This window comes from Geobacter sp. 60473 (genome assembly GCF_036323535.1).
Taxonomy (GTDB): domain Bacteria; phylum Desulfobacterota; class Desulfuromonadia; order Geobacterales; family Geobacteraceae; genus Geobacter; species Geobacter sulfurreducens.
Genome location: NZ_AP028967.1, coordinates 3,169,164 through 3,189,413, shown reverse-complemented (window position 1 = coordinate 3,189,413; position 20,250 = coordinate 3,169,164). Strand labels below are relative to the sequence as shown.

General features: G+C 62.7%; 16 protein-coding genes. 10 read left to right on the top strand and 6 right to left on the bottom strand.

Annotated features, from left to right (window positions below; genetic code table 11):
* Window positions 1-97 precede the first annotated feature (97 nt).
* From AABA48_RS14425 to AABA48_RS14415, 3 genes are all read left to right on the top strand, one after another.
* Window positions 98-1,471 carry a hypothetical protein gene (locus AABA48_RS14425; protein ID WP_286351029.1) on the top strand — a complete coding sequence of 458 codons (1,374 nt, stop codon included), beginning with the start codon at window positions 98-100 and terminating at the stop codon, window positions 1,469-1,471.
* Between the two features lie 78 nt (window positions 1,472-1,549).
* Complete coding sequence (locus AABA48_RS14420) at window positions 1,550-1,837, top strand: hypothetical protein (protein ID WP_014552177.1); 288 nt, start codon at window positions 1,550-1,552, stop codon at window positions 1,835-1,837.
* Between the two features lie 40 nt (window positions 1,838-1,877).
* Window positions 1,878-3,065 (top strand): ABC transporter substrate-binding protein, encoded by a 1,188-nt coding sequence (locus AABA48_RS14415; RefSeq protein WP_286351028.1) that lies wholly within the window; start codon window positions 1,878-1,880, stop codon window positions 3,063-3,065.
* Between the two features lie 138 nt (window positions 3,066-3,203).
* Here the strand turns inward: AABA48_RS14415 and AABA48_RS14410 are convergent, their stop codons facing one another.
* The 5 genes from AABA48_RS14410 to AABA48_RS14390 all read right to left on the bottom strand — a co-directional run bounded on the left by AABA48_RS14410 (window position 3,204) and on the right by AABA48_RS14390 (window position 10,631).
* Window positions 3,204-6,275 carry an efflux RND transporter permease subunit gene (locus tag AABA48_RS14410; RefSeq protein WP_338270683.1) on the bottom strand — a complete coding sequence of 1,024 codons (3,072 nt, stop codon included), beginning with the start codon at window positions 6,273-6,275 and terminating at the stop codon, window positions 3,204-3,206.
* A 12-nt stretch (window positions 6,276-6,287) separates the two neighbouring features.
* Window positions 6,288-8,036: an efflux RND transporter periplasmic adaptor subunit gene (locus tag AABA48_RS14405; RefSeq protein WP_324309718.1), complete on the bottom strand. Its 1,749-nt coding sequence runs from the start codon at window positions 8,034-8,036 to the stop codon at window positions 6,288-6,290.
* Between the two features lie 2 nt (window positions 8,037-8,038).
* On the bottom strand, window positions 8,039-9,343 hold the full coding sequence (locus AABA48_RS14400; RefSeq protein WP_338270682.1) for a TolC family protein: 1,305 nt from the start codon (window positions 9,341-9,343) through the stop codon (window positions 8,039-8,041).
* A 121-nt stretch (window positions 9,344-9,464) separates the two neighbouring features.
* Window positions 9,465-9,827: a hypothetical protein gene (locus AABA48_RS14395; protein ID WP_286351025.1), complete on the bottom strand. Its 363-nt coding sequence runs from the start codon at window positions 9,825-9,827 to the stop codon at window positions 9,465-9,467.
* 87 nt (window positions 9,828-9,914) lie between these two features.
* Window positions 9,915-10,631: a FadR/GntR family transcriptional regulator gene (locus tag AABA48_RS14390; RefSeq protein ID WP_286351024.1), complete on the bottom strand. Its 717-nt coding sequence runs from the start codon at window positions 10,629-10,631 to the stop codon at window positions 9,915-9,917.
* Between the two features lie 288 nt (window positions 10,632-10,919).
* On the opposite strand from AABA48_RS14390, the gene pruA reads away from it, so the two are divergent.
* The 7 genes from pruA (at window position 10,920) to AABA48_RS14355 (ending at window position 19,101) form a co-directional block, all read left to right on the top strand.
* A complete protein-coding gene (pruA, locus tag AABA48_RS14385) occupies window positions 10,920-13,934 on the top strand; it encodes an L-glutamate gamma-semialdehyde dehydrogenase (RefSeq protein ID WP_286351023.1) in 3,015 nt (1,004 codons plus the stop codon).
* 244 nt (window positions 13,935-14,178) lie between these two features.
* The gene (locus tag AABA48_RS14380; RefSeq protein WP_119333941.1) at window positions 14,179-15,054 is read left to right on the top strand and encodes a branched-chain amino acid ABC transporter permease; all 876 of its coding nucleotides are present in this window, start codon (window positions 14,179-14,181) and stop codon (window positions 15,052-15,054) included.
* Window positions 15,055-15,061: 7 nt separating this feature from the next.
* Complete coding sequence (locus tag AABA48_RS14375) at window positions 15,062-15,985, top strand: branched-chain amino acid ABC transporter permease (RefSeq protein WP_286351022.1); 924 nt, start codon at window positions 15,062-15,064, stop codon at window positions 15,983-15,985.
* An 18-nt stretch (window positions 15,986-16,003) separates the two neighbouring features.
* Window positions 16,004-16,774: an ABC transporter ATP-binding protein gene (locus AABA48_RS14370; protein ID WP_286351021.1), complete on the top strand. Its 771-nt coding sequence runs from the start codon at window positions 16,004-16,006 to the stop codon at window positions 16,772-16,774.
* A gap of 44 nt (window positions 16,775-16,818) precedes the next feature.
* Complete coding sequence (locus AABA48_RS14365; protein ID WP_286351020.1) at window positions 16,819-17,523, top strand: ABC transporter ATP-binding protein; 705 nt, start codon at window positions 16,819-16,821, stop codon at window positions 17,521-17,523.
* Window positions 17,524-17,532: 9 nt separating this feature from the next.
* Window positions 17,533-18,429, top strand: a complete 897-nt coding sequence (locus AABA48_RS14360; RefSeq protein ID WP_286351019.1) for a DMT family transporter — start codon at window positions 17,533-17,535, stop codon at window positions 18,427-18,429.
* Window positions 18,430-18,471: 42 nt separating this feature from the next.
* Entirely contained in the window at window positions 18,472-19,101 is a 630-nt protein-coding gene (locus tag AABA48_RS14355; protein ID WP_286351018.1) for a FecR family protein, read from the top strand.
* Window positions 19,102-19,160: 59 nt separating this feature from the next.
* Here the strand turns inward: AABA48_RS14355 and AABA48_RS14350 are convergent, their stop codons facing one another.
* Entirely contained in the window at window positions 19,161-20,126 is a 966-nt protein-coding gene (locus AABA48_RS14350) for a DMT family transporter (RefSeq protein ID WP_286351017.1), read from the bottom strand.
* Window positions 20,127-20,250 lie beyond the last annotated feature (124 nt).

The following is a 20,250-nucleotide window of genomic DNA, read 5'->3' as shown; positions in this document are numbered from 1 at the left end:
CACAAAGAAGGGAGGTGGTTGGACACTCGCCGGTTGTACAAAGTAAAGCATCACAACCCTACAATGCTGTTAATTCATCGCAACGAAGGAGGAGTACATGGGTTTCAAGAAATCGCTCATCGCAGTCACCGCAACGGCGGCCATCGCCGCCTCCGCCGTCCCGGCCCTGGCCCTGGAGAACGAGTTCCACGGCATGTTCCGGCTGTTCAGCGCCGTGTCGAACTTCAACAACTCCGAGACCGCTGCAGGCTTCTACGACCCCTACGGCATCCGCAAGGATCCCCAGACGGCAACTTATTTCGAGCAGCGCGCCCGCCTCATGTACATTGCCAAGGCCAATGACGACCTTAAGCTCGTGACCCACTTCGAAATCGACTCCAAGTGGGGCGATTCTTCGTACACAACTAAGTCAGCATCTACCAGCGGCGGTGCCATCGGGGCCGACACGGTCAACATCGAGACCAAGAGCGTGTACCTCGACTTTAACATCCCCGGCTCCGGCGTGAATGCCAAGGTCGGCATCCAGCCCTATGCCGACGTGTTCAAGGGAGTTCTCTTCGACGCCGACATGGCGGGCATCCAGGTGTCGCGTTCCTTCGGCGACCTTGATGCCGGCGCCGGCTTCTTCCGCTTCAACGATAACTCCAGCGGCAGCGTGCCCGGCAAGCGGACCCGCGACATGTTCGCCGCAACCGGCAAGTATGCCGTCACCAAAGACATCAAGGTGGGCGGTGCCTACTACTTCATCGACGACGACCGGAGCGCCCCGGATGGCTACGTGGCCGGCCCCCTCTTCCAGTTGATCGGTTTCGCCGACACATCCACGCTTCATAACGTGGGCGTGAACGCTGAGGCCACCTTCGGCCCCGTGACCGTGGACGGCTTCTTCGTTTACCAGTTCGGCACCCTTAGGGCACCGGTGGATCGTCATATCAGCGCCTTTGCCGGCAACGTGGGCGCCCGCGCCAAGGTGGGCCCCGGCACCGCCAGGACCGAGTTCCTCTATGTGTCCGGCGCCAAGAACGCCAACAGCAGCACCTTCAACGGCTTCCAGAGCGTGGCCGACGAGAACGGCTACTACGGCGGCAACATGCAGCTCCTGTTCCGCGACGCCTATGCCATGAGCACCGACAACGCCCTCGTCTACACCCCCAACAACATGGATCAGGGTGTGATCGCCGGTTTTGTGGGCTATGACCTCCCCATTACCTCCAAGCTGTCCGCCAGCGCCAATGCCGGCTTCGCCGCCGTTGCCAAGAAGTGGCAGACTCTCGGCAGCGCTGATCCCGACAACAAGTATCTGGGCACCGAGCTCAACGCCACGGTGGAGTACAAGCTCTATGACAACATGAGCGTTCTCGGCCGCGGCGCCTATGTGATCCTCGGCAGCTACTACGACGGTGTTGCCGCCGGCGGTGAGAACCCCGACGATCCCTACATGGCTTCGCTCATTCTGAACTACGCGTTCTAATTTCGACTTCGGCCGGGGCGTGTGACCGCCCCGGCCTCTTTCACCCGCTACCTTACTGATCGACAGGAGGTTTATCCCATGAAAAAGATGGCTGTTCTCATGCTGACCGCGTTTGCGTTCTCCGCCACCGTTCCGGCCTTTGCCGCAGAAATGACCAAGGAAGAGAAGGACATGTGCCTCCTCGCCTCCAAGAACTGCGCCGGAGAGGTCGACAGCCTCCAGAAGAAGGTCAAGAAGCTCCAGGCCGAGATCAAGAAGGGGAAGAAGGTCTACACTGCCGAGGAGCTCAAGAAGCTTGAGCAGAAGCTCAAAGAGGCCAACGAGATGGTCGACGTGCTGCTGAAGCAAGGCGGCGGCGGCAAGTAATTCCCCCTGCTGCACCATTCATTCAACAGGAGGAGCACCCATGAAATTCAGGAAAATTGCATCGCTGCTGACCGTTGCCGCAGTAGCCTCGGCCCTTGCGGTGGGCTTTGGCTGCAAGAAGAAGGAAGAAGCTCCGGCCGGCGCACCGGCCGCCGGCGACACCATCAAGATCGGCTTCCTCGGTGCCTTGACCGGCGACGTGGCCATGTTCGGCAAGCCGACCCTCGACGGCATGAAGATGGCGGCCGAGGAGCTCAACGCTGCCGGCGGCATCCTCGGCAAGAAGGTCGAGATCGTTGAGGCCGATAACCGCGGCGACAAGCAGGAAGGTGCCTCGGTCACCCAGAAGCTCATCAGCCGTGACGGCGTAGTTGCCATCGTTGGCGACCCCACCACCGGCATCACCAAGGTTGCCGCCCCCATTGCCCAGAAGGCCCAGGTGGTACTCCTCTCCGCCGGCGCCACGGGCCCCGGCGTCGTGGAAAACGGCGATTTCATCTTCCGTAACACCCTGCTTGACAGCGTCGCCATCCCGGCCTGCATCGACTTCTTCGCCAAGGACCTGGGCTACAAGAAGGTTGCGATCATCACCTCCGACAACAACGATTACAGCGTGGGCCTCTCCCAGACCTTCCGCGATGCGGCCAAGGGTAAAGGGGTAGAGATCGTTGCCGACGAGAAGGTGAAGGACGGCGACAAGGACTTCAGCGCCCAGATCACCAACATCAAGAGCAAGAAGCCCGATGTTATCTTCTTCTCCGGCTACTACACCGAGGGTGCCCTCATCATGAAGGAAGCCCGCAAGCAGGGCCTCAAGGCCAAGATGTTCGGCGGCGACGGCCTCTTCTCGCCGAAGCTGATCGAGCTGGGCGGCGATGCGGTTGAGGGCACCATGTCCGCCCTCGGCTTCTCTCCCGAGCAGGCTTCTCCGGTTACCGCCAAGTTTGTCGAGGCGTACAAGAAGAAGTTCAACGGCGTCGAACCGGGTCTCTTCGACGCTCAGGGATATGACGGTGTCATGATGCTGGCCGATGCCATGAAGCGTGCCAACAGCGCAGATCCGAAGGTGTTCAAGACCGCCCTCGGCCAGACCAAGAACTATGAAGGGGTCTCGGGGACCATTACCATCCGCGATAACCGCGAGCCGATCAAATCGCCGCTGGCCCTTCTGGAAGTAAAGGGTGGGAAGTTCGCCCTGAAGGCCAAGGTTCCGGTCAAGATGGACTAAGAACCGCCGGCATAGCGAAGAAAAAAGCCCCACGGGAGTAGTCCCGTGGGGCTTTTTTCTTTGCTGTGGCAGAACCGGCCCGGCGCAGGCTCGCCCCTGTCTGCGAGGCGGCCGTGCCGGGCCAGGCGGGAATGATGATCATCCACGGCCGAACCGCCGGTAGAGCGACGGCAGGACTACCATGTTCAGCACCGTGGAACTCAGCAGCCCGCCGAGAATGACAATGGCAAGCGGCGAGAGAATCTCGTTCCCCGGCTTGTGGGCGGCCACGGCAAAGGGAATGAGCGCCAGCCCGGCGGCCAGGGCCGTCATGACCACCGGCCGGAGCCGCTCCCGGGATCCGCGGTCGACCGCCTCTGCCAGCTGCAGCCCCTCCACCATCAGGTGTCGGTAGTGCGATACCAGAAGAATCCCGTTGCGGACCGCAATGCCGAACAGGGTGATGAAGCCGACGAGGGTTGAGACGTTGATGACCCCGCCGGTGATGAAGACCGCCAGGATCCCGCCGATGAATGCGAGCGGCAGGTTGACCATGACGATTCCCACGTCGCGGAATGAGCGGAACTCCAGGTAGAGGACCAGCCCTATAAAGAGGAACGACACCAGGGAGAGGAGCCCGATCATACGGGTCGCCTCGGCTTCGCTCTCGAACTGGCCGCCGTATTCGATGAAGTATCCTTCCGGGAGTTTCACGCCCGTCTCGATCCGCCCCCGTGCCTCCTCGAAGACGCTCCTCAGGTCGCGCCCTGACACATTGGCCTGAACCACGATCTTGCGCTGGACGTTTTCCCGGCTGATGGCGTTGGGCCCCTTGGCACTGGTTACCTGAGCCACCGCGGCAAGGGGAACTTTTACCCCGCCCGGCGCATCCACCAGAATGCCGGCCACGGCGCTCCCCGCCGCCCGCGCCTCATCGGGGAAGCGGACCATGACCTCGTAGGTGCGGTCCTTCTCCAGGGTTCTGGTCACCACAGTGCCGGCGGTGGCGGTCTCAACCGCTTCGGCAACGGCCGACACGGAGAGATTGTACCGGGCCATGGCCTCGCGGTCGGGGATCACCCGCAGCTGCGGCACGTCAACCTGCTGCTCAACCGACAGATCCTCAAGCCCCGGTACCCCGGCGATGGTTCGCTGGATATCCTGGGCGATGCTCCGGAGCCGGAAGAGTTCCGGCCCGTAGATTTTGATGGCGATATTGGCGGCGGTGCCCGACATCATGTGATCGATCCGGTGGCTGATGGGCTGGCCGAAGGAAACAATCGTGCCTGGAATCCCACTGGTCAGGTGGCGCAATTCGCCGATGACTTCTTCCAGTGTGCGCCCCTTGAGGTCCAGCTGGGCCTCGATCTCCGAGGCGTTGGGGGGCTTGCCGTGCTCGTCCAGGTCTCCCCGGCCGGTACGGCGGGCCGTGAGGGTCACGTTGGGGTGTCCCTTCACCAGCGTTTCCACCCGGGCGGCGATGTCCACCGACTGCTCCAGGGAGGTGCCGGGGGAGGTGGCAAGTGTGATGGTGAGCGATCCTTCGTTGAAGGGCGGCAGGAATGAGCGGCCGGCCATGGACAGGGGGATGAGGGAGAGGATGAAGGCCGCTGCCGCAAGTCCCATGACCAGGTTCTGCCGGGTGAGCGCGAGGTTGAGGACCGGTTCGTAGGCTTTCTGGAGCCAGGTGAAGACCCTGCCTTCGTCGTGACGGTCGAGAAAGCGCGCCCGGGGGAGAAGGTAGGAGCAGAGGGCCGGGGTGACGGTGAGGGCCACCAGGAGCGATGCGCCGATGGAGACCATGTAGGAGATTCCCAGGGGTTTCAGGAGCCGACCCTCCACGCCGGAGAGAAAAAAGAGGGGGAGGAATACCAGGACGATGATGAGGGTGGCGTTGACGATGGAGGAGCGAATCTCTTTGGAGGCATCGAAGATAACCTTGCCGGCGGGTTCCCGCCTGGCTTCGGGCTTGGCGCTGTTCTCGCGCAGCCGTCGGTAAACGTTCTCCACGTCGATGATGGCATCGTCAACGATGACACCGATGGCGATGGCCATTCCCCCCAGGGTCATGGTGTTGATGGAGATGTCGAAGAGCCGCAGGGTGAAGATGGCGAAGATGAGCGACAGGGGCATGGCCACGATGGAGATGAAGGTGGTGCGCATGCTCCCCAGGAAGAGGAAGATGATGGCCACCACCAGCACCGCCCCCTCCACCAGGACCTTGCGGATGCTGTCCATGGCCCGCTGGATGAAATCGGACTGGCGGAAGATGTCGCCCCGCAATTCCATGCCTGCGGGGAGCCCCTTGCGGATCTCGGCCAGCTTCCCGTCGAGCAGGGTTGTGAGGGTCAGGGTGTTGGTCTCCGGGTGCTTGGCCACGGAGATGAGGATCCCCGGCTTGGTATCGACGCTGGCATCTCCTACTTTCAGGGCCGAACCCACGGCCACGCGGGCAACATCCCGCACCAGGACCGGTATGCCGTTGCGGGTCGAGACAACCACCCGCCCCAGGTCATCGGCGGTCTGATAGCGCCCCACGCCGCGGATCAGGTAGTCCTGGCCGCCGCTCTTCATGATGCCCGCGGCAAAGTTCTCGTTGTTCCCCCGGACCGCTTCCAGGACCTCGCCTACCGAGACCCCGAATGAGGCGAGCCCCAACGGGTCCAGTTCCACCTGGTACTGTCGCTTTTCGCCCCCCAGGACCACTACCTGGGAGACGCCGGGGACCGCCAGGAGCCGGCGCCGGACAACGAAGTCGGCTGTCTCCTTCAATTCCATGGGGGAGTGACGATCGCTGGTCAGGCCGATATACATCACCTCTCCCATGATGGAGGAGATGGGGGTGAGGGTCGGCGTCACCCCGGCCGGGAGCGAGGCGGCGAGACCCTGCATCTTCTCGTTCACCACCTGGCGGGCCCGGTAGATGTCGGTGCCCCAGGTGAATTCCACCCAGACGGTGGAGAGGCCGGCAACCGTGTAGGATCGGACGCGGCGCACCCCGGTGGCGCCGTTCACGGCGCTTTCGACCGGCATGGTCACCAGGGTTTCCATCTCCTCGGGGGCCATGCCCTGCGCTTCGGTCATGATAGTGACGGTCGGAGCCGTCAGGTCCGGCAGGACGTCCACCGGCATCCTGAGTGCCACGAGGGTACCCACCACCAGGATGAGGGCCGAAAGGACAACCACGATGAGACGGTTTTCTATGGATAAGCGGATTATGCGATCGAGCATGGCTGCGCCCCCTTAGTGGCCGTGACCGGCATGGGGGTCGGCGGTAGCCCCGCCCTGGGAGGCGAGCTTCACGTAGTAGCCCCCCTTCACCACCAGCCGGTCATGCTCGTCGAGCCCCGATACGATCTGGATCATCCCCCGGTCTTCGGTTCCGATCTGCACCTCCCGGCGGTCAAAGGTGATCCCCGAAACCTGGACGAAGGCGAACCAGCGACCTTCGTCCTCGAAGAGGGCCTCTTTCGGTACGGCCAGGACACCTTTGGCCGTACCGGTCCGGATGGTGACCCGGGCGAACATGCCGGACTTGAGGTTGCCGCTGCGGTTTTCCACGGCGAAGACCAGCGGGAGAGTCCGGGTCTGGGGATCCACCACTGTCCCGTCGGAGATGAGGCCGCTGGTGTGGAATTCTCCCGGCAGCCCCGTTACGGTGAAGGTAGTCCCGGCAGCAGCGGGGCGCCCAACCTTGCCCAGGTCCGTTGCCGGCAGGTTCACCCGGAGCCAGAGCCTGCCGGTATCCACGATGCGGACCAGGGTCTGGCCGGGGGCTACCCCGCTGCCGTTCACGGCGGAGAGCTCCACCACGGTGCCGGAGACCGGCGCGCGCACGGTGATCCGTCCGCCGCTCCCGCCCTGGACGCTCTTCATGGCAGCCTCAAGGGGGGCTGCGGCGGCGCGGGCCGCCTCCAGGGACGCCTCTGCCTCCTCGAGCCGCTTGCGGGCGGCTATCTTTCCCTCCACAAGTCGCTTGGCCCGATCGTACTCGGCCTGGGCCAGAGAGACGCGGCTCATGGCCTGGGCATGGTCGGCAGCCAGCTGGGTCATGCCTCCGCCAAGGCTTGCCGGAGGATCGATCACCGCGATCACCTCGCCCTTTGCTACCCGCTTGCCGGGGAAGGGAAGGGCGCGGGTCGGGGAGACGACCCCTGCCAGGGGAGCGGCCACTACCGCCTCGGCCGTGGCCACCGGCACCAGTTCGCCGACCGCCGTAAGGCCGCTGGCCATATCCATCCGTCTCGGCTCGGCCACGCCGAAGGCCACGGCCCACTGTTGCTCCTTGGTCAGGGTGATGGCGCCGACGGCTCCCGAGGCGGCGTGAGCATGGGCTGTGCCGGTTTCGTCGTGCGCCTGCTCTCCCTCATGGTCGTCATGGCTGTCGTTTCCGCCGTGCCCGGCATGCTCATCGTGGTCGTCATGTTCGGCATGGGCGGGCTCTTTTCCTCCGCCCTGCTTCGTCTCCGCGGCGTGGTCCCCGTGGTCGTCGCGGTCGTGGGGAGTTCCCTCCTTCCGGTCATTCACGGCCTTCTCCTTGTGCTCGCCCTCGCCGTGGTCATGTCCTTCCCCAACCCGGAGAGAGGGGAGTTCGATCTGTTCCCCCTGGGAGCCGCCGATCACCACCGTTACCCGGTAGGCGCCTTTGGCGGGGAAGGTTGCTTCGGCCCGATAGAGTCCCGGCTTGGTCCCTTTGGCGGCCACCGTCAGAGGGGTTCCCGCGGGCGGGGTTATGACCAGGTGCACCTCCGATGACGCCAGGGGCTTCCAGTCGGCCGTGCGGGTCAGATAGATGAGGAGCGTCGCCTCTTTGCCCGGTTCAAGCTCGGGATGCTCCAGAAAGACCTCTGTCCGGTCCGACCAGGCGGTCACCTGCACCGGCCCGTGGCCGGCCTCGCCTCCGGCTTCTCGGCTGCCGTTTCCCTTGCTGCAGGCGGCCAGAAGCGTCAGGGCCAGCAGCGCCAGGATTCCGTATGTTATCGTGCGTATCATGCTCACTGGGTACCTCCTGTTGTCAGTTCGTCAAGGGGTGCGCCCAGGGCCGCCTCCAGGCGGGCGCGGGCCGTCTGCCGGGCATGAACGGCCGTCAGGTATGCCCCGTGGACCTCCACGTACTTTTTCTGTTCCTCGATAACCGCGAGAATGTCTGCTTCACCCAGTCCGTAGGCCTCCTGGACCAGGGCGAGGTTCTCCTTGAGCCGCGGAAGGATATCCTTCGCGTAGAGGCAGAGCACCTCCTCCGCTGCGGCCATTAGGGCGTGCTCCGCCTCCACCTCCCGCTCCAGCGCGACGCGGGCGGCGACGAGCCGGGCCTCGGCCCCCCCGCGGCGGGCACCGGCCTCGCGAATGCCGGCCTGGTTGCGATCAAAGATGGGGAGCGGCAGGGAGAGCCTCACCCCCACGATGGTATCGCGTGTCTTTTCCTCATCGGTGCCGATGGCGTCGGTGCTCCGCTCATGGGCCACGAAGAGTCCCACCGTCAGATTCGGTATCCCCTCGGACCGGGCAAGGCTCACCTCCGCCTCTCCCTTGGCCTGCTCGGCGGTCAGGGCCTTGAGGTCGGGACGGTGTTCCCGGGCCCTGGTCACCAGACCGGCGACACCGGCGGTAAAGGGCTGTTCGTCGGGCGGCGCAATAACGGCCGCCTCAGTGCCGGGCTCAAGGCCCATGAGGGTTGAGAGCCGGGAACGGACCGGCACGATCTCCCGTTCCGCCGCCACCCGCTCGCTGTCGCTGCGCGCAGCCTCGACCCGGGCCAGGTTGACCTCCAGTTCGGGAATGTCGCCCGCAGCGAAACGCTCCTTGGTCAGGGCAAGCAGGCGGCTGCCCAGATCCGCGGCCTGCTTTGCCAGACCAAGCCGTTGCTGGGCCAGCAGAAGATCGGCGTACGCCGTCTTCACGTCCAGGGCCGTGAGGCGTTCCCGATCCGCCAGCCACCAGCGGACCGCCTCGACATCCCGCTCCGCGGCTGCCAGTCGTTTGGCCCGCTTGCCGCCAAGCAGCACTTCCTGGGAAATCGCCAGTTCCATGCTGCTTTCGTTGCTGCTGCCGGTGAGGGCACCGGTGGACCCTTCCAGTTCCAGGACCGGATTGGGGTAAAGCCCGGCCCGGACGGTGCCGGCTTGGGCGGCCTCGTGCCCGCTCCGGGCCGCCTTGAGCTCGCCGTTGTTGGCGAGGGCGTGCTCAACGGCCTCGGTAAGGGTGAAGATTCTGGTGTCGGCGCCGGCATTGCCCGCCGACGCACCGGTGACGGCAAGAAACAGCAAGGCCGCCACCGGAAGGGAAACTGCTCGATTCACGGCAGTACCTCCTTGTGGGGTATCTGAAATGGATAGCCTGTGAGGGGTTACGGGCTGTACGGCTAACACCACCGCCGGAGGGAGACGCACGTCTCCAGCAACGGCCGGTCGGCTGGTGTCGTTACAGGATCAGACGGGATTCTGCAGGGGGTACGAACTTGGACAAATAGACGTCGGGGGGTGGAACGCGGCGTTCTGAAAAAGAAAGGACGTGGATGGACGGGGCATAGCTCAGGCTCAGTTCGTCCCCGGCAAGGGGCGCCTGGCAGGGGCAGGAAAGGCAACTCTGGCAGTGATCCCCGTCGCTGTGCCCTTCATCGGGGCAACACGGGGCCTCGTCCCCGGCAGTGGGGGCAACGGCGTCAGCAGCAGCGCGGGTGGGGTGGTGGTCCGCACCGAGACAGACGGCTCCCCCCAGTGCGATGGATACCATCAGCAAAAGAAGGAGCAGGGCAATTCCTTTTCTCTGGAGCGGGAGAATCATGGAGCACACTTTCGTGTAGATAGCAGTAGGTAGAACTATAAAAAAATGGAAGGACGGCTGTCAACAACCCTGTGCGAAGCCCCTCAATCAGGAGATATGGCGCTCCTCCATCCGCGTGTTGAAGCGCCGCACGTGCTCCCTGGCCAACTCTTCGGCCCGCTTTCCGTCCCGGGCGTCGACAGCCGCGAACAGATCCTTCAGGTCCTGGTAGTTCTGGCGCAGCACCGTCTCCTCCATTGGCAGGTAGCGCTCGTAGTAGGTATGGATGTTGTGGTAGACGGTCTTGAGCACCGTGATGAACAGGGGATTGTCGGTCATCTCGGCCAGTGCCAGGTGAAACTCCTCGTCGGTCCGGATGAAGGCATCCCAGTGGGGCTCCCCCTGCTCCAGGTACTCACCGGCCATGCTCAGCAGCTCCCGCAGCCGGCCTGTCTGCTCTGTGGTTGCCCGGTTTGCGGCCAGGGCGGCCACGATGCCTTCGACGCCCTCGCGGAATTCGGCCAGCTTCGCCAGAGGCACCTTCTGGTAGCGGATGAGCAGCGCCAGGCTCTCGCTCACCTGCTCGGTGGATACCCCCTTGATCACCGATCCCCCGGCCACGCCGGTCCGGATCTCGATGAGCCCCTTCTGCTCCAGGACGCGGAGTGCTTCCCGGAGGGTACCCCTGCTTACATTGAACTCTTCCTGGAGTTTTCGCTCCGCCGGAAGCTGGTCCCCCTCCTTGAGCCTTCCCTCCACGATCGCTTCCTGTATCTGATCCACCACGTCCTGAAAGATCCGGTTTTGCTTGGCCTTGCGAAACATCTGGGTTGCTCCTTCCGTTGCACCGTAGCAATGCAGGATTACAATGGTTATACCCATGCCGGCCTGTCGAACAGCCGGCGCGGTCTGCGTCGCCGGAACAGCTGTTCCGGCATGTTCAGACTGCCAGTTATAGCACCCTGTCATACATTTTCAAAGAATAGCATAGCATGAAGGATAATACTAATGGTTTAACCATTGACATAAAGATAGTGGCGGTGGTACTGTTTGATGCAGGTAACTCGACACCATGGGCTATCCGCCTCATATGAACCAACGAAGGAGCGAGCCATGCTAAACAGTGAGCTGAACACGAAGATCGTCAACCGCGGCAAGGAGTTTTTCGGCAGCATTTCCGGCGAGAAGCCCTCCCTTTTCAACAAGGGGGCCTGGATGGGCAAGGCCATGGACTGGAGCATGCAGAACGAGCAGTTCAAGATCCAGATGTTCCGGTTCGTGGACGTGTTCCCCTCGCTGACCACCAGCAAGCTCCTGACGGAGCATATTCGGGAATATTTCGGCAATGAGCAGGAAATGCCCGCCTTCATGTCCACAGGGGCCAAGGTGGCGGGGATGCTCGGTTCCTTCGGCGGGGCCGTGCTGAACAAAGTGCTCACCTCCAATATCGAGGAGATGGCCCGCCAGTTCATCGTGGGCGAGACCACCAAGGAGGCGGTGAAAAATCTGGAGAAACTCCGCAAGGACGGCTTCGCCGCCGTGGTGGACGTGCTCGGCGAGGCGACCCTTTCCGAAGAGGAAGCCGAAGTCTACACGAACACGTACCTGGAGCTGCTGGAGGCCCTGAAGAAAGAACAGGGGAGCTGGAAAGGCCTGCCCGGCAAGGGAGGCGATCCCAACCTGGACTGGGGGCATGCCCCCAAGGTGAACATTGCGGTGAAGCCCACGGCCCTCTTCTGTCTGGCCAATCCCCAGGACTTCGAGGGCTCGGTGGTGGCCATCCTTGACCGGATGCGCCGCATCTTCAAGAAGGTAATGGAGCTGAACGGCTTCCTCTGCATCGATATGGAGTCCTACCGCCACAAGGAGATCATCCTGGAGGTCTTCCGGCGCCTGAAACTGGAGTACCGCGACTATCCCCACCTGGGAATCGTGCTCCAGGCTTACCTGAAGGATAACGACAAGGATCTGGATGACCTCCTGGCCTGGGCGAAGGAGCACAAGGTCCAGATATCCGTCCGTCTCGTGAAGGGTGCCTACTGGGACTACGAAACGGTCAAGGCGAAGCAGAATGATTGGGAAGTCCCGGTCTGGACCATCAAGGCGGAGAGCGACGCGGCCTACGAGCGCCAGGCGCGGAAGATCCTGGAAAACCACCAGATCTGCCACTTTGCCTGCGCCTCCCACAATATTCGGACCATATCGGCGGTCATGGAGATGGCGCGTGAACTGAACGTGCCTGAGGACCGTTACGAATTCCAGGTTCTCTACGGCATGGCCGAGCCGGTGCGCAAGGGAATCCTGAAGGTGGCGGGGCGCATCCGTCTCTATGCCCCCTACGGCAACATGGTTCCGGGGATGGGGTACCTGGTGCGCCGGCTCCTGGAGAACACCGCCAACGAGTCGTTCCTGCGCCAGAGCTTTGCCGAGGACGCCCAGATCGAGCGTCTGCTGGAAGACCCGGCTGTCACGGTCGAGCGGGAACGGGCCGCCCGCTCCGCAAAGCCGAAGAAGGAGCGGAAAGGCCCCGGCGGGCTTCCCCCGTTCAACAACGAGGCCATGGTGGACTTTACCCGGGCCGATCACCGGGCAGCCTTCCCGAAGCACATCGCCGAGGTGCGGACCCAGTTGGGCAAGACCTATCCCCTGTTCATAAACGGGAAAGAGGTTCGGACCAACGACCTCATCCCCACCGTGAACCCCAACAAGCCCTCCGAGGTTCTGGGCCAGATCTGCCAAGCAGGCACCAAGGAGGTGGGCGATGCCATCGCTGCCGCCAAGGCAGCCTTCCCGGCATGGCGCGACACTGATCCCCGGACCAGGGCCGAATATCTCCTGAAGGCGGCCCAGGCCGCCCGCAAGCGGCTCTTCGAACTCTCGGCCTGGCAGGTTCTGGAGATCGGCAAGCAGTGGGATCAGGCCTATGCCGACGTGACCGAGGCCATCGACTTCCTGGAATACTATGCCCGTGAGATGATCCGGCTGGGCCAGCCCCAGCGGGTGGGCCACGCGCCGGGCGAGCTGAACCATTACTTCTACGAGCCCAAGGGGGTGGCCGCGGTTATCGCACCCTGGAACTTCCCCCTGGCCATCAGCATGGGCATGGCATCGGCAGCGATCGTTACCGGCAACTGCGTGGTCTTCAAGCCGTCGGGGATCACCTCGATCATCGGCTGGCACCTGGTGGAACTGTTCCGCGAGGCGGGCCTCCCCGAAGGGGTCTTCAACTTCACGCCGGGTCGCGGCTCGGTCATGGGCGACTATCTGGTGGATCACCCGGACATCAGCCTGATCGCCTTCACCGGCTCCATGGAGACCGGCCTGCGGATCATCGAGCGTGCCGCCAAGGTCTATCCGGGCCAGGCCAACGTGAAGAAGATCATCTCCGAGATGGGGGGCAAGAACGCTGTCATCATCGACGACGACGCCGACCTGGACGAGGCGGTGCCCCATGTCCTCTACTCGGCCTTCGGATTCCAGGGGCAGAAGTGCTCCGCCTGCTCCCGGGTCATCGTGCTGGACGCGGTCTACGATAAATTCATCGAGCGGCTCGTGTCCATGGCCAAGGCTACCAAGGTGGGCCCCTCCGAGGACCCGGCCAACTACATGGGTGCCGTGGCCGACGACAAGGCCATGAAGAGCATCAAGGAGTACGCGGAGATCGGCAAGCGCGAGGGGCATGTTCTCTATGAGAGCCCGGTGCCGGCCGGTGAGGGGTATTTCGTCCCCATGACCATCATCGGCGGCATAAAGCCCGAGCACCGTATCGCCCAGGAGGAGATCTTCGGACCGGTCCTTGCGGTCATGCGGGCCAAGGACTTCGACCAGGCCATCGAATGGGCCAACTCCACGCAGTTTGCCCTCACCGGCGGTATCTTCAGCCGCAGCCCCGAACACCTGGCCAAGGCCCGCCGGGAGTTCCGGGTGGGCAACCTCTACATCAACCGGAACAACACCGGCGCCCTGGTTGAGCGGCAGCCCTTCGGCGGCGCCCGGATGTCCGGGGTCGGCACCAAGGCCGGCGGTCCCGACTACCTCCTCCACTTCATGGACCCGCGGGTGGTCACAGAGAACACCATGCGGCGCGGTTTCGCTCCCATCGAGGAGGACGACGACTGGGTCGATTAGAAGGACTTATCAACGGGGGGGCGGGAGAAATCCTGCCCCCTTCCGTTTTTGTGAAATCATACTAACTTTTCAGAATATCAACATAAACCCCATCGAAAAGCTTGCACAATCTTTAGTCAGTGTGGTATACAGGTCTGACCTGTCGACGGTTTGACCGTTCAGGGGGGGCTCCCCCGCACTCGCAGTTCGTTTCACCAATCCCAATAATACGTCATCGCTACACCCCGGCGCAGAGAGGAACCGCATGCTCCTGCAGCAGCTCATCAACGGGATCGCCCTCGGCAGCACCTATGCGCTCATCGCCCTGGGCTACACCATGGTCTACGGCATCATCGCCCTCATCAACTTCGCCCATGGAGAAATATTCATGGCGGGCGCGTTCGTGGGCCTGCTGATGGTTGCCGTGTTCAAGATGAACATCTTCGTGGCCATGATCCTTGCCATGGTAACCTGCATGGTCATGGGGGTGGTCATCGAGCTGATCGCCTATCGGCCCCTCAGGAAGTCGTCGCGACTGTCGGCTCTCATCTCGGCCATCGGCGTCTCCATCTTCCTCTCGACCCTGGCACTCATGATCTTCGGTGCCGACGCCAAGGGATTCCCCGACACCGCCTTCCCGGTCCGGCAGGTGAAGGTCCTTGGGGCCGAGATCTCGACCCTCCAGCTCCTCATCATCGGCGTTTCGGCCCTCCTCATGCTCGGCCTCGAGTTCATCGTCCAGAAAACCAAGATCGGCAAGGCCATGCGCGCCACCTCCGAAGACTACAATACGGCGGCCCTCATGGGGATCAACGTGAACCGCGTGATCTCCTTCACCTTCGCCCTCGGCTCCTCCCTGGCGGCTGCCGGCGGGGTGCTGGTGGGGCTCCTGTTCAATGCGGTAAGCTTCAACATGGGGCTCATGGCGGGGCTCAAGGCCTTCTCGGCCGCGGTCCTCGGCGGGATCGGCTCCATTCCCGGCGCCATGCTCGGCGGGCTGCTCCTGGGCGTGGCTGAGGTCATGGGGGTAGCTGCCGGGTATTCGTCCTACCGCGATGCCATCGCCTTCGCAATACTTGTCCTGGTCCTCCTGGTAAAACCCACGGGTCTGCTGGGGCAGAAAATTCAGAAAAAGGTGTAACGAGCGTATGGGAGAGTCCCTGCAGAGCATCGTCAACCTGGTTGACCCGTATACCCTCCAGATCCTGGTGAACATCGGGATTGCCATCGTCCTTGCCCTGGGACTCAACGTCATTACCGGCATCACCGGCCAGCTCTCGCTGGGGCACGCGGCGTTCATGAGCATCGGCGCCTTCACCAGTGCCGTGATAACCCTGCGCACGGGGCTTCCCTTCAGTGCCAATCTCCTACTCTCCGGATTGATAACCGCCTTTGTCGGCGCCGCCATCGGCTACCCCATCCTCCGTCTCACCGGCGACTACCTGGCCATCTGCACCCTCGGTTTCGCCGAGATCGTCAAGGTTGTCTTTCTTAATCTCGACATCACCAACAAGGCCCTGGGATTGTCGGTTCCCCCGGCCCGGTCGCCGATCCCGATGCCGATCATCGTCTGGATGGTGGCCATTCTCTCGATCATCTTCGTCTGCTTCATGAAGGAGTCGCGCTTTGGTCGGGCGCTGAAGGCGATCCGCGACGATGAGATCGCCGCCGAGGCCATGGGGATCAACATCGCCCGCTACAAGGTCCAATCCTTTGCCGTCGGCTCCTTCCTGGCCGGGGTGGGGGGGTGTCTGTACGCCCATTTTCTCAGTTACATCAACCCGTCCGATTTCGGCTTCCTCAAGTCGGTTGACATCCTGAGCATGGTCGTTCTCGGAGGGCTCGGCAGCATTGCCGGTACCGTGTTCGGGGCATCCATCCTGGCGGCGGCGCCGGAGTTCCTCCGCTTCATGTCCCAGTATCGGATGCTCGTCTACGGCGGATTGCTCGTCTTCCTCATGGTATTCCGTCCCAATGGCCTGCTCGGCGGGATAAACTTTACCGACCTGGTGCTGCGCGCCATCGGCCGCAAGCCCGCTACGGCTGAAGTTAACGAACGGCACAGAAAATAAACGGATTGGCGAGGTTCCATGTCGCTTCTGAAACTTGATAATGTGACCATCCGCTTCGGCGGGCTGGTGGCCGTTGATAGTGTCAATCTGACGGTGGAGCAGGGGGAGATCCTGGCGCTCATTGGTCCCAATGGCGCCGGCAAGAGTACCCTGTTCAACCTCATTACCGGTATTTATACGCCGACAGCGGGAAGCATCGCCTTCAAGGGCGAGACCGTCAGCGGCAAAAAGACCCACCGGATCGCCGCCGCCGGCATCGGTCGCACCTTTCAGAATATCCGGCTGTTCCCTGAACTGTCGGTTCTGGAGAACGTCCTGATCGGTGCCCACACCCGCGGGAAATGGGACCTGACCGGTTCCATCCTGAAGCTGGCCCCCTGGGTGCGGCGCGAAGAGGGTGAACTCGCCGAATGGGCCATTGAATGCCTCAAGCAGGTCGATCTGGCCCATCGCGCCTACGAACCGTCCACGAGCCTCCCTTATGGCGAGCAGCGCCGCCTGGAGATCGCCCGTGCCCTGGCAATCAAGCCCGACCTGATCCTGCTGGACGAGCCGGCCGCCGGCATGAACCCCCAGGAAAAGCAGGTCCTGCTGGAGATGGTGCGGAAGATCCGCGCCACCGGCATCACGGTCTTCCTCGTGGAGCACGACATGAAGTTCGTCATGGGGCTGTCCGACAGGATCGCCGTGCTCGATTACGGCGTCAAGATCGCTGAGGGAAAACCCGAAGAAATCCGGGCCAACCCGCAGGTCATCGAGGCGTACCTCGGCAAGGCGGCCGTCCACTAGTTCCGCCCCAGCCTGAAGCACACTAACCGCGACAAGGATGGCGTATGCTCGTCGTTGAAAACCTTTCCGTCAACTATGGGGCTATCAAGGCCCTCGTCAATGTTTCCTGCCGGGTCGATCAAGGCGAGATCGTCGCCCTGATCGGCGCCAACGGTGCCGGTAAGACCACCATTCTGAACACTATTTCCAGCATTGTGCCGGCAGCTGCCGGCCGGGTCCTGTTCGAGGGGGAAGACATCACCAAAACCGCCCCCCATGAGATCGTCAAGAGAGGTGTGTGTCAGGTGCCCGAGGGACGTCGCGTCTTCTCCAAGATGAGTGTGCTGGAGAACCTGGAAATGGGTGCCTACATCCGGTCCGATAAAAAGGGTATTGCTCAGGAAATGGAGCGGATTTTCCATCTTTTCCCCCGCCTGGCCGAGCGGAAGAAACAGCTGGCGAAGACCCTTTCCGGCGGCGAGCAGCAAATGCTCGCCATGGGGCGGGCTCTCATGTCCCGGCCCCGGCTCCTGCTTCTGGATGAGCCGTCCATGGGGCTCGCGCCCATGCTCGTGGAAAAGATCTTCGAGATTATCGGCGAGATCAACGGAACCGGCACTACCATCATGCTTGTGGAGCAGAATGCGCACATGGCCCTCTCTATCGCCCACCGGGCCTATGTTCTGGAGACCGGGCATATTGTCCTCGAAGGGCCGGCCGGGGAGCTTGCTGAAAACCCCGAGGTGAGAAAGGCGTACCTGGGAGAGTAGGGATTTCGTGTGACAACAACACCCCAGAGCAGGCCGATCATAAACCCCTACCTGGCAGTCCTGGTGGGGGTTTTTGCCGTTTCGTTCTCCGCGCTCTTCGTGCGCCTCACCACGGCCCCTCCTCTGATCATCGCCACCTACCGGCTCCTGTTCACCTTTCTGCTGCTGGCGCCGGCCACGGCTGCATCCCGCTTCAGCGGAGTGCGCTCCATGTCGCGCCGGGAAATCGCTCTCTCGGCGGCCAGCGGCGTGTTTCTTGCCCTCCACTTCGTTACCTGGTTCACCTCGCTCTTTTATACCAGCGTGGCCAGTTCGGTAGTCATTGTTACCATGCAGCCGGTCTTCGTGGTGATCGGTGCCTGGCTCTTCTTTCGCGAGAAAGTGCCCCGCCTTGCCCTGTTGGGAGGAGTGGTGGCCCTGTGCGGCAGCATCGTCATCGGCGCAGGTGATTTCCAGCTGGGCATGCGTGCCTTTGTGGGAGATCTTCTTGCCCTGGCCGCCGCGGTTTTTGTCTCAGGCTATCTCCTCATTGGCAGAAAGCTTCGGGGGAACGTGGAGTTGTCGGGCTATACCTTCGTCACCTATGGCGCTTCCTCTCTTGTTCTCGTCTCCGCCAGTCTCCTTACCCGGACGCCGTTCCATCCCTATCCCCCCCTCGACTGGCTGTTGTTTTTCGCCCTTGCAGCGGTCTGCACCGTACTCGGGCACACAGTTTTCAACTGGGTCCTGCGTTACGTGCAAGCGTCGGTAGTATCCGTGAGCATCCTCGGCGAGCCCATCGGCGCCATTGTCTGGGCCTCCCTGTTCCTCGGCGAAAGTCCCACGCTCCGGCAGGTTGCCGGCGGTTCACTGATCTTTGCGGGGCTCTACATCTTCACGCGGGTTTCGGCCCGGAACACGGGGTGACGCCGCCCGCAGCCGGCGGCATAGCGCCCTCCGGAGGCATTCATGAAACTGGTTGGTTTTCTGTGTGCCGTTGCAATCATCCTGCTTCCCTTCCACTCGCCGGGAGCAGACTCCCGTGACGCCGAGCTCACGTTCGTGGCCGGCGAGGTGTTCGTCAAATACGAGGACGTGGAGGAGTGGGTTGCGGCCGACAAGGGGATGCCGCTGACCGAGGGCGATCAGCTCTGGGTGGCCGAAGGAGGGCGGGTGGAGGTGTCGCTTCGCAATGGCGGGGCGATCCGCCTGGATGAGTATTCCGTTGTGGACGTCCTTGTGCTGGACCGGGACAATGCCCAGTTTTTCATGGTCGCCGGCGATCTCTATGGCGTGTACCCCGGCGGCAAGCCCGAGATGGAGGTGGAAACCCCTTTCGGGTCCCTGCAGCCTCGGGTACGGACCACTTTTCGTGTAGCGTTGGCCGACGAAGGTGACGCGGTCCAGGTGGACGTTCTGAAGGGAAACGTTCTGGCTGAAACGGCCGGCGGCACGACACGGATCGAAGGGGGGACGTCCTGGTATCTGGAGGAGGGCTCCACTGAACTGACCCCACTTGATCCCCCCGACGAATGGGACGAGTGGAATCTTGAACGAAGCCGGCCTTCCGGCCCGAAAGACCGCGGCCAGCGCATGTGACGATGCGGGCTGAGGGGTGCGGCCACTAGGCCGCGGCGACCCGCAAGAGGCCAGCAACTCTACGGCAGATCCGGTTCCCGGGCTTGTTTCTGAATAGCGGCGCCGGCGCCGTTCCCCAGTTGCCTCAACCAGCCATGGCCGGAGACAAGGATGATGCCGGCCAGGACGAGCAGCGCGCCGGTGAGAAATCCGCGCTCAAGCGGCTCGTTCAGAAGCCAGGCCCCCAGCGCTACCCCGAAGAGCGGCGTCATGAACGAGAGAACCCCAAGCCGCGACGCGACGTAGTGGCGCAGCAGCCAGAACCAGACCAGGAAGCTGGCGAATGATACGATCAGTGCCTGAAAGATGAGGCATGCCCAGCCGAGGCGGGTCGGGTTGAAATATGTCTGCCCGAGTCCTGCCGCGGCCGGCAGCAGCAGGATGAAGGCCCCCAGGAGCTGGAACAGGAGTGTTTGAGTCGCAGAGCAGGCGGCAAGGCGCGAGGTGCGGATCACGACCGTTGTCATCCCCCACGCCATCCCGGCGGCAAGCCCCAGGAAATCTCCCCAGATGACGCTCGCCGCCGACAGTGAGGCCGTGTGGCCGCCCCGGCCGTAAAAGCTCACCACAATCCCGCCGAACGCCAACGCAATCCCGAACCACTGGACCGGCCTCAGCCGCTCGGAGCGGAGCTTCAGGTGAAGTCCAATGGCAGCGAACACGGGCGCGGTGTACAGGAAAATCACCATGTGGGACGCCGTTGTATGCCGCAGCCCCTCTCCGACCAGCAGATATTCCAGGGCGAACAGGAATCCGACCGCTAACCCGGGCCGCCACATCCCCCCCGCCAGTGACAACCGCTCTCTCCGGACGACCATCATAATGCCGACCAGCAGCGCCGATATCCCGGAGCGAATGGCTATTTGCATCAAGGGTGCTATTTCGGCGGACGTTGCCTTCAATGCCACCTGCTGAAGTCCCCAGGTCAGGCATAGAATGATCATCAGGGTGACGGCCAACCCGTCCAGTGCTTTGCGTGAGTCCATACAGCTCCTCGTGGTAGCGAATCCGCAAAGAAGTATATCCTTTGGCTGAAACTATGGATATAGTGAAATTATGCCAATAGATGACGTTTACCTGCCACTGCCGGCCGCAACAGTTCCGGTTGAT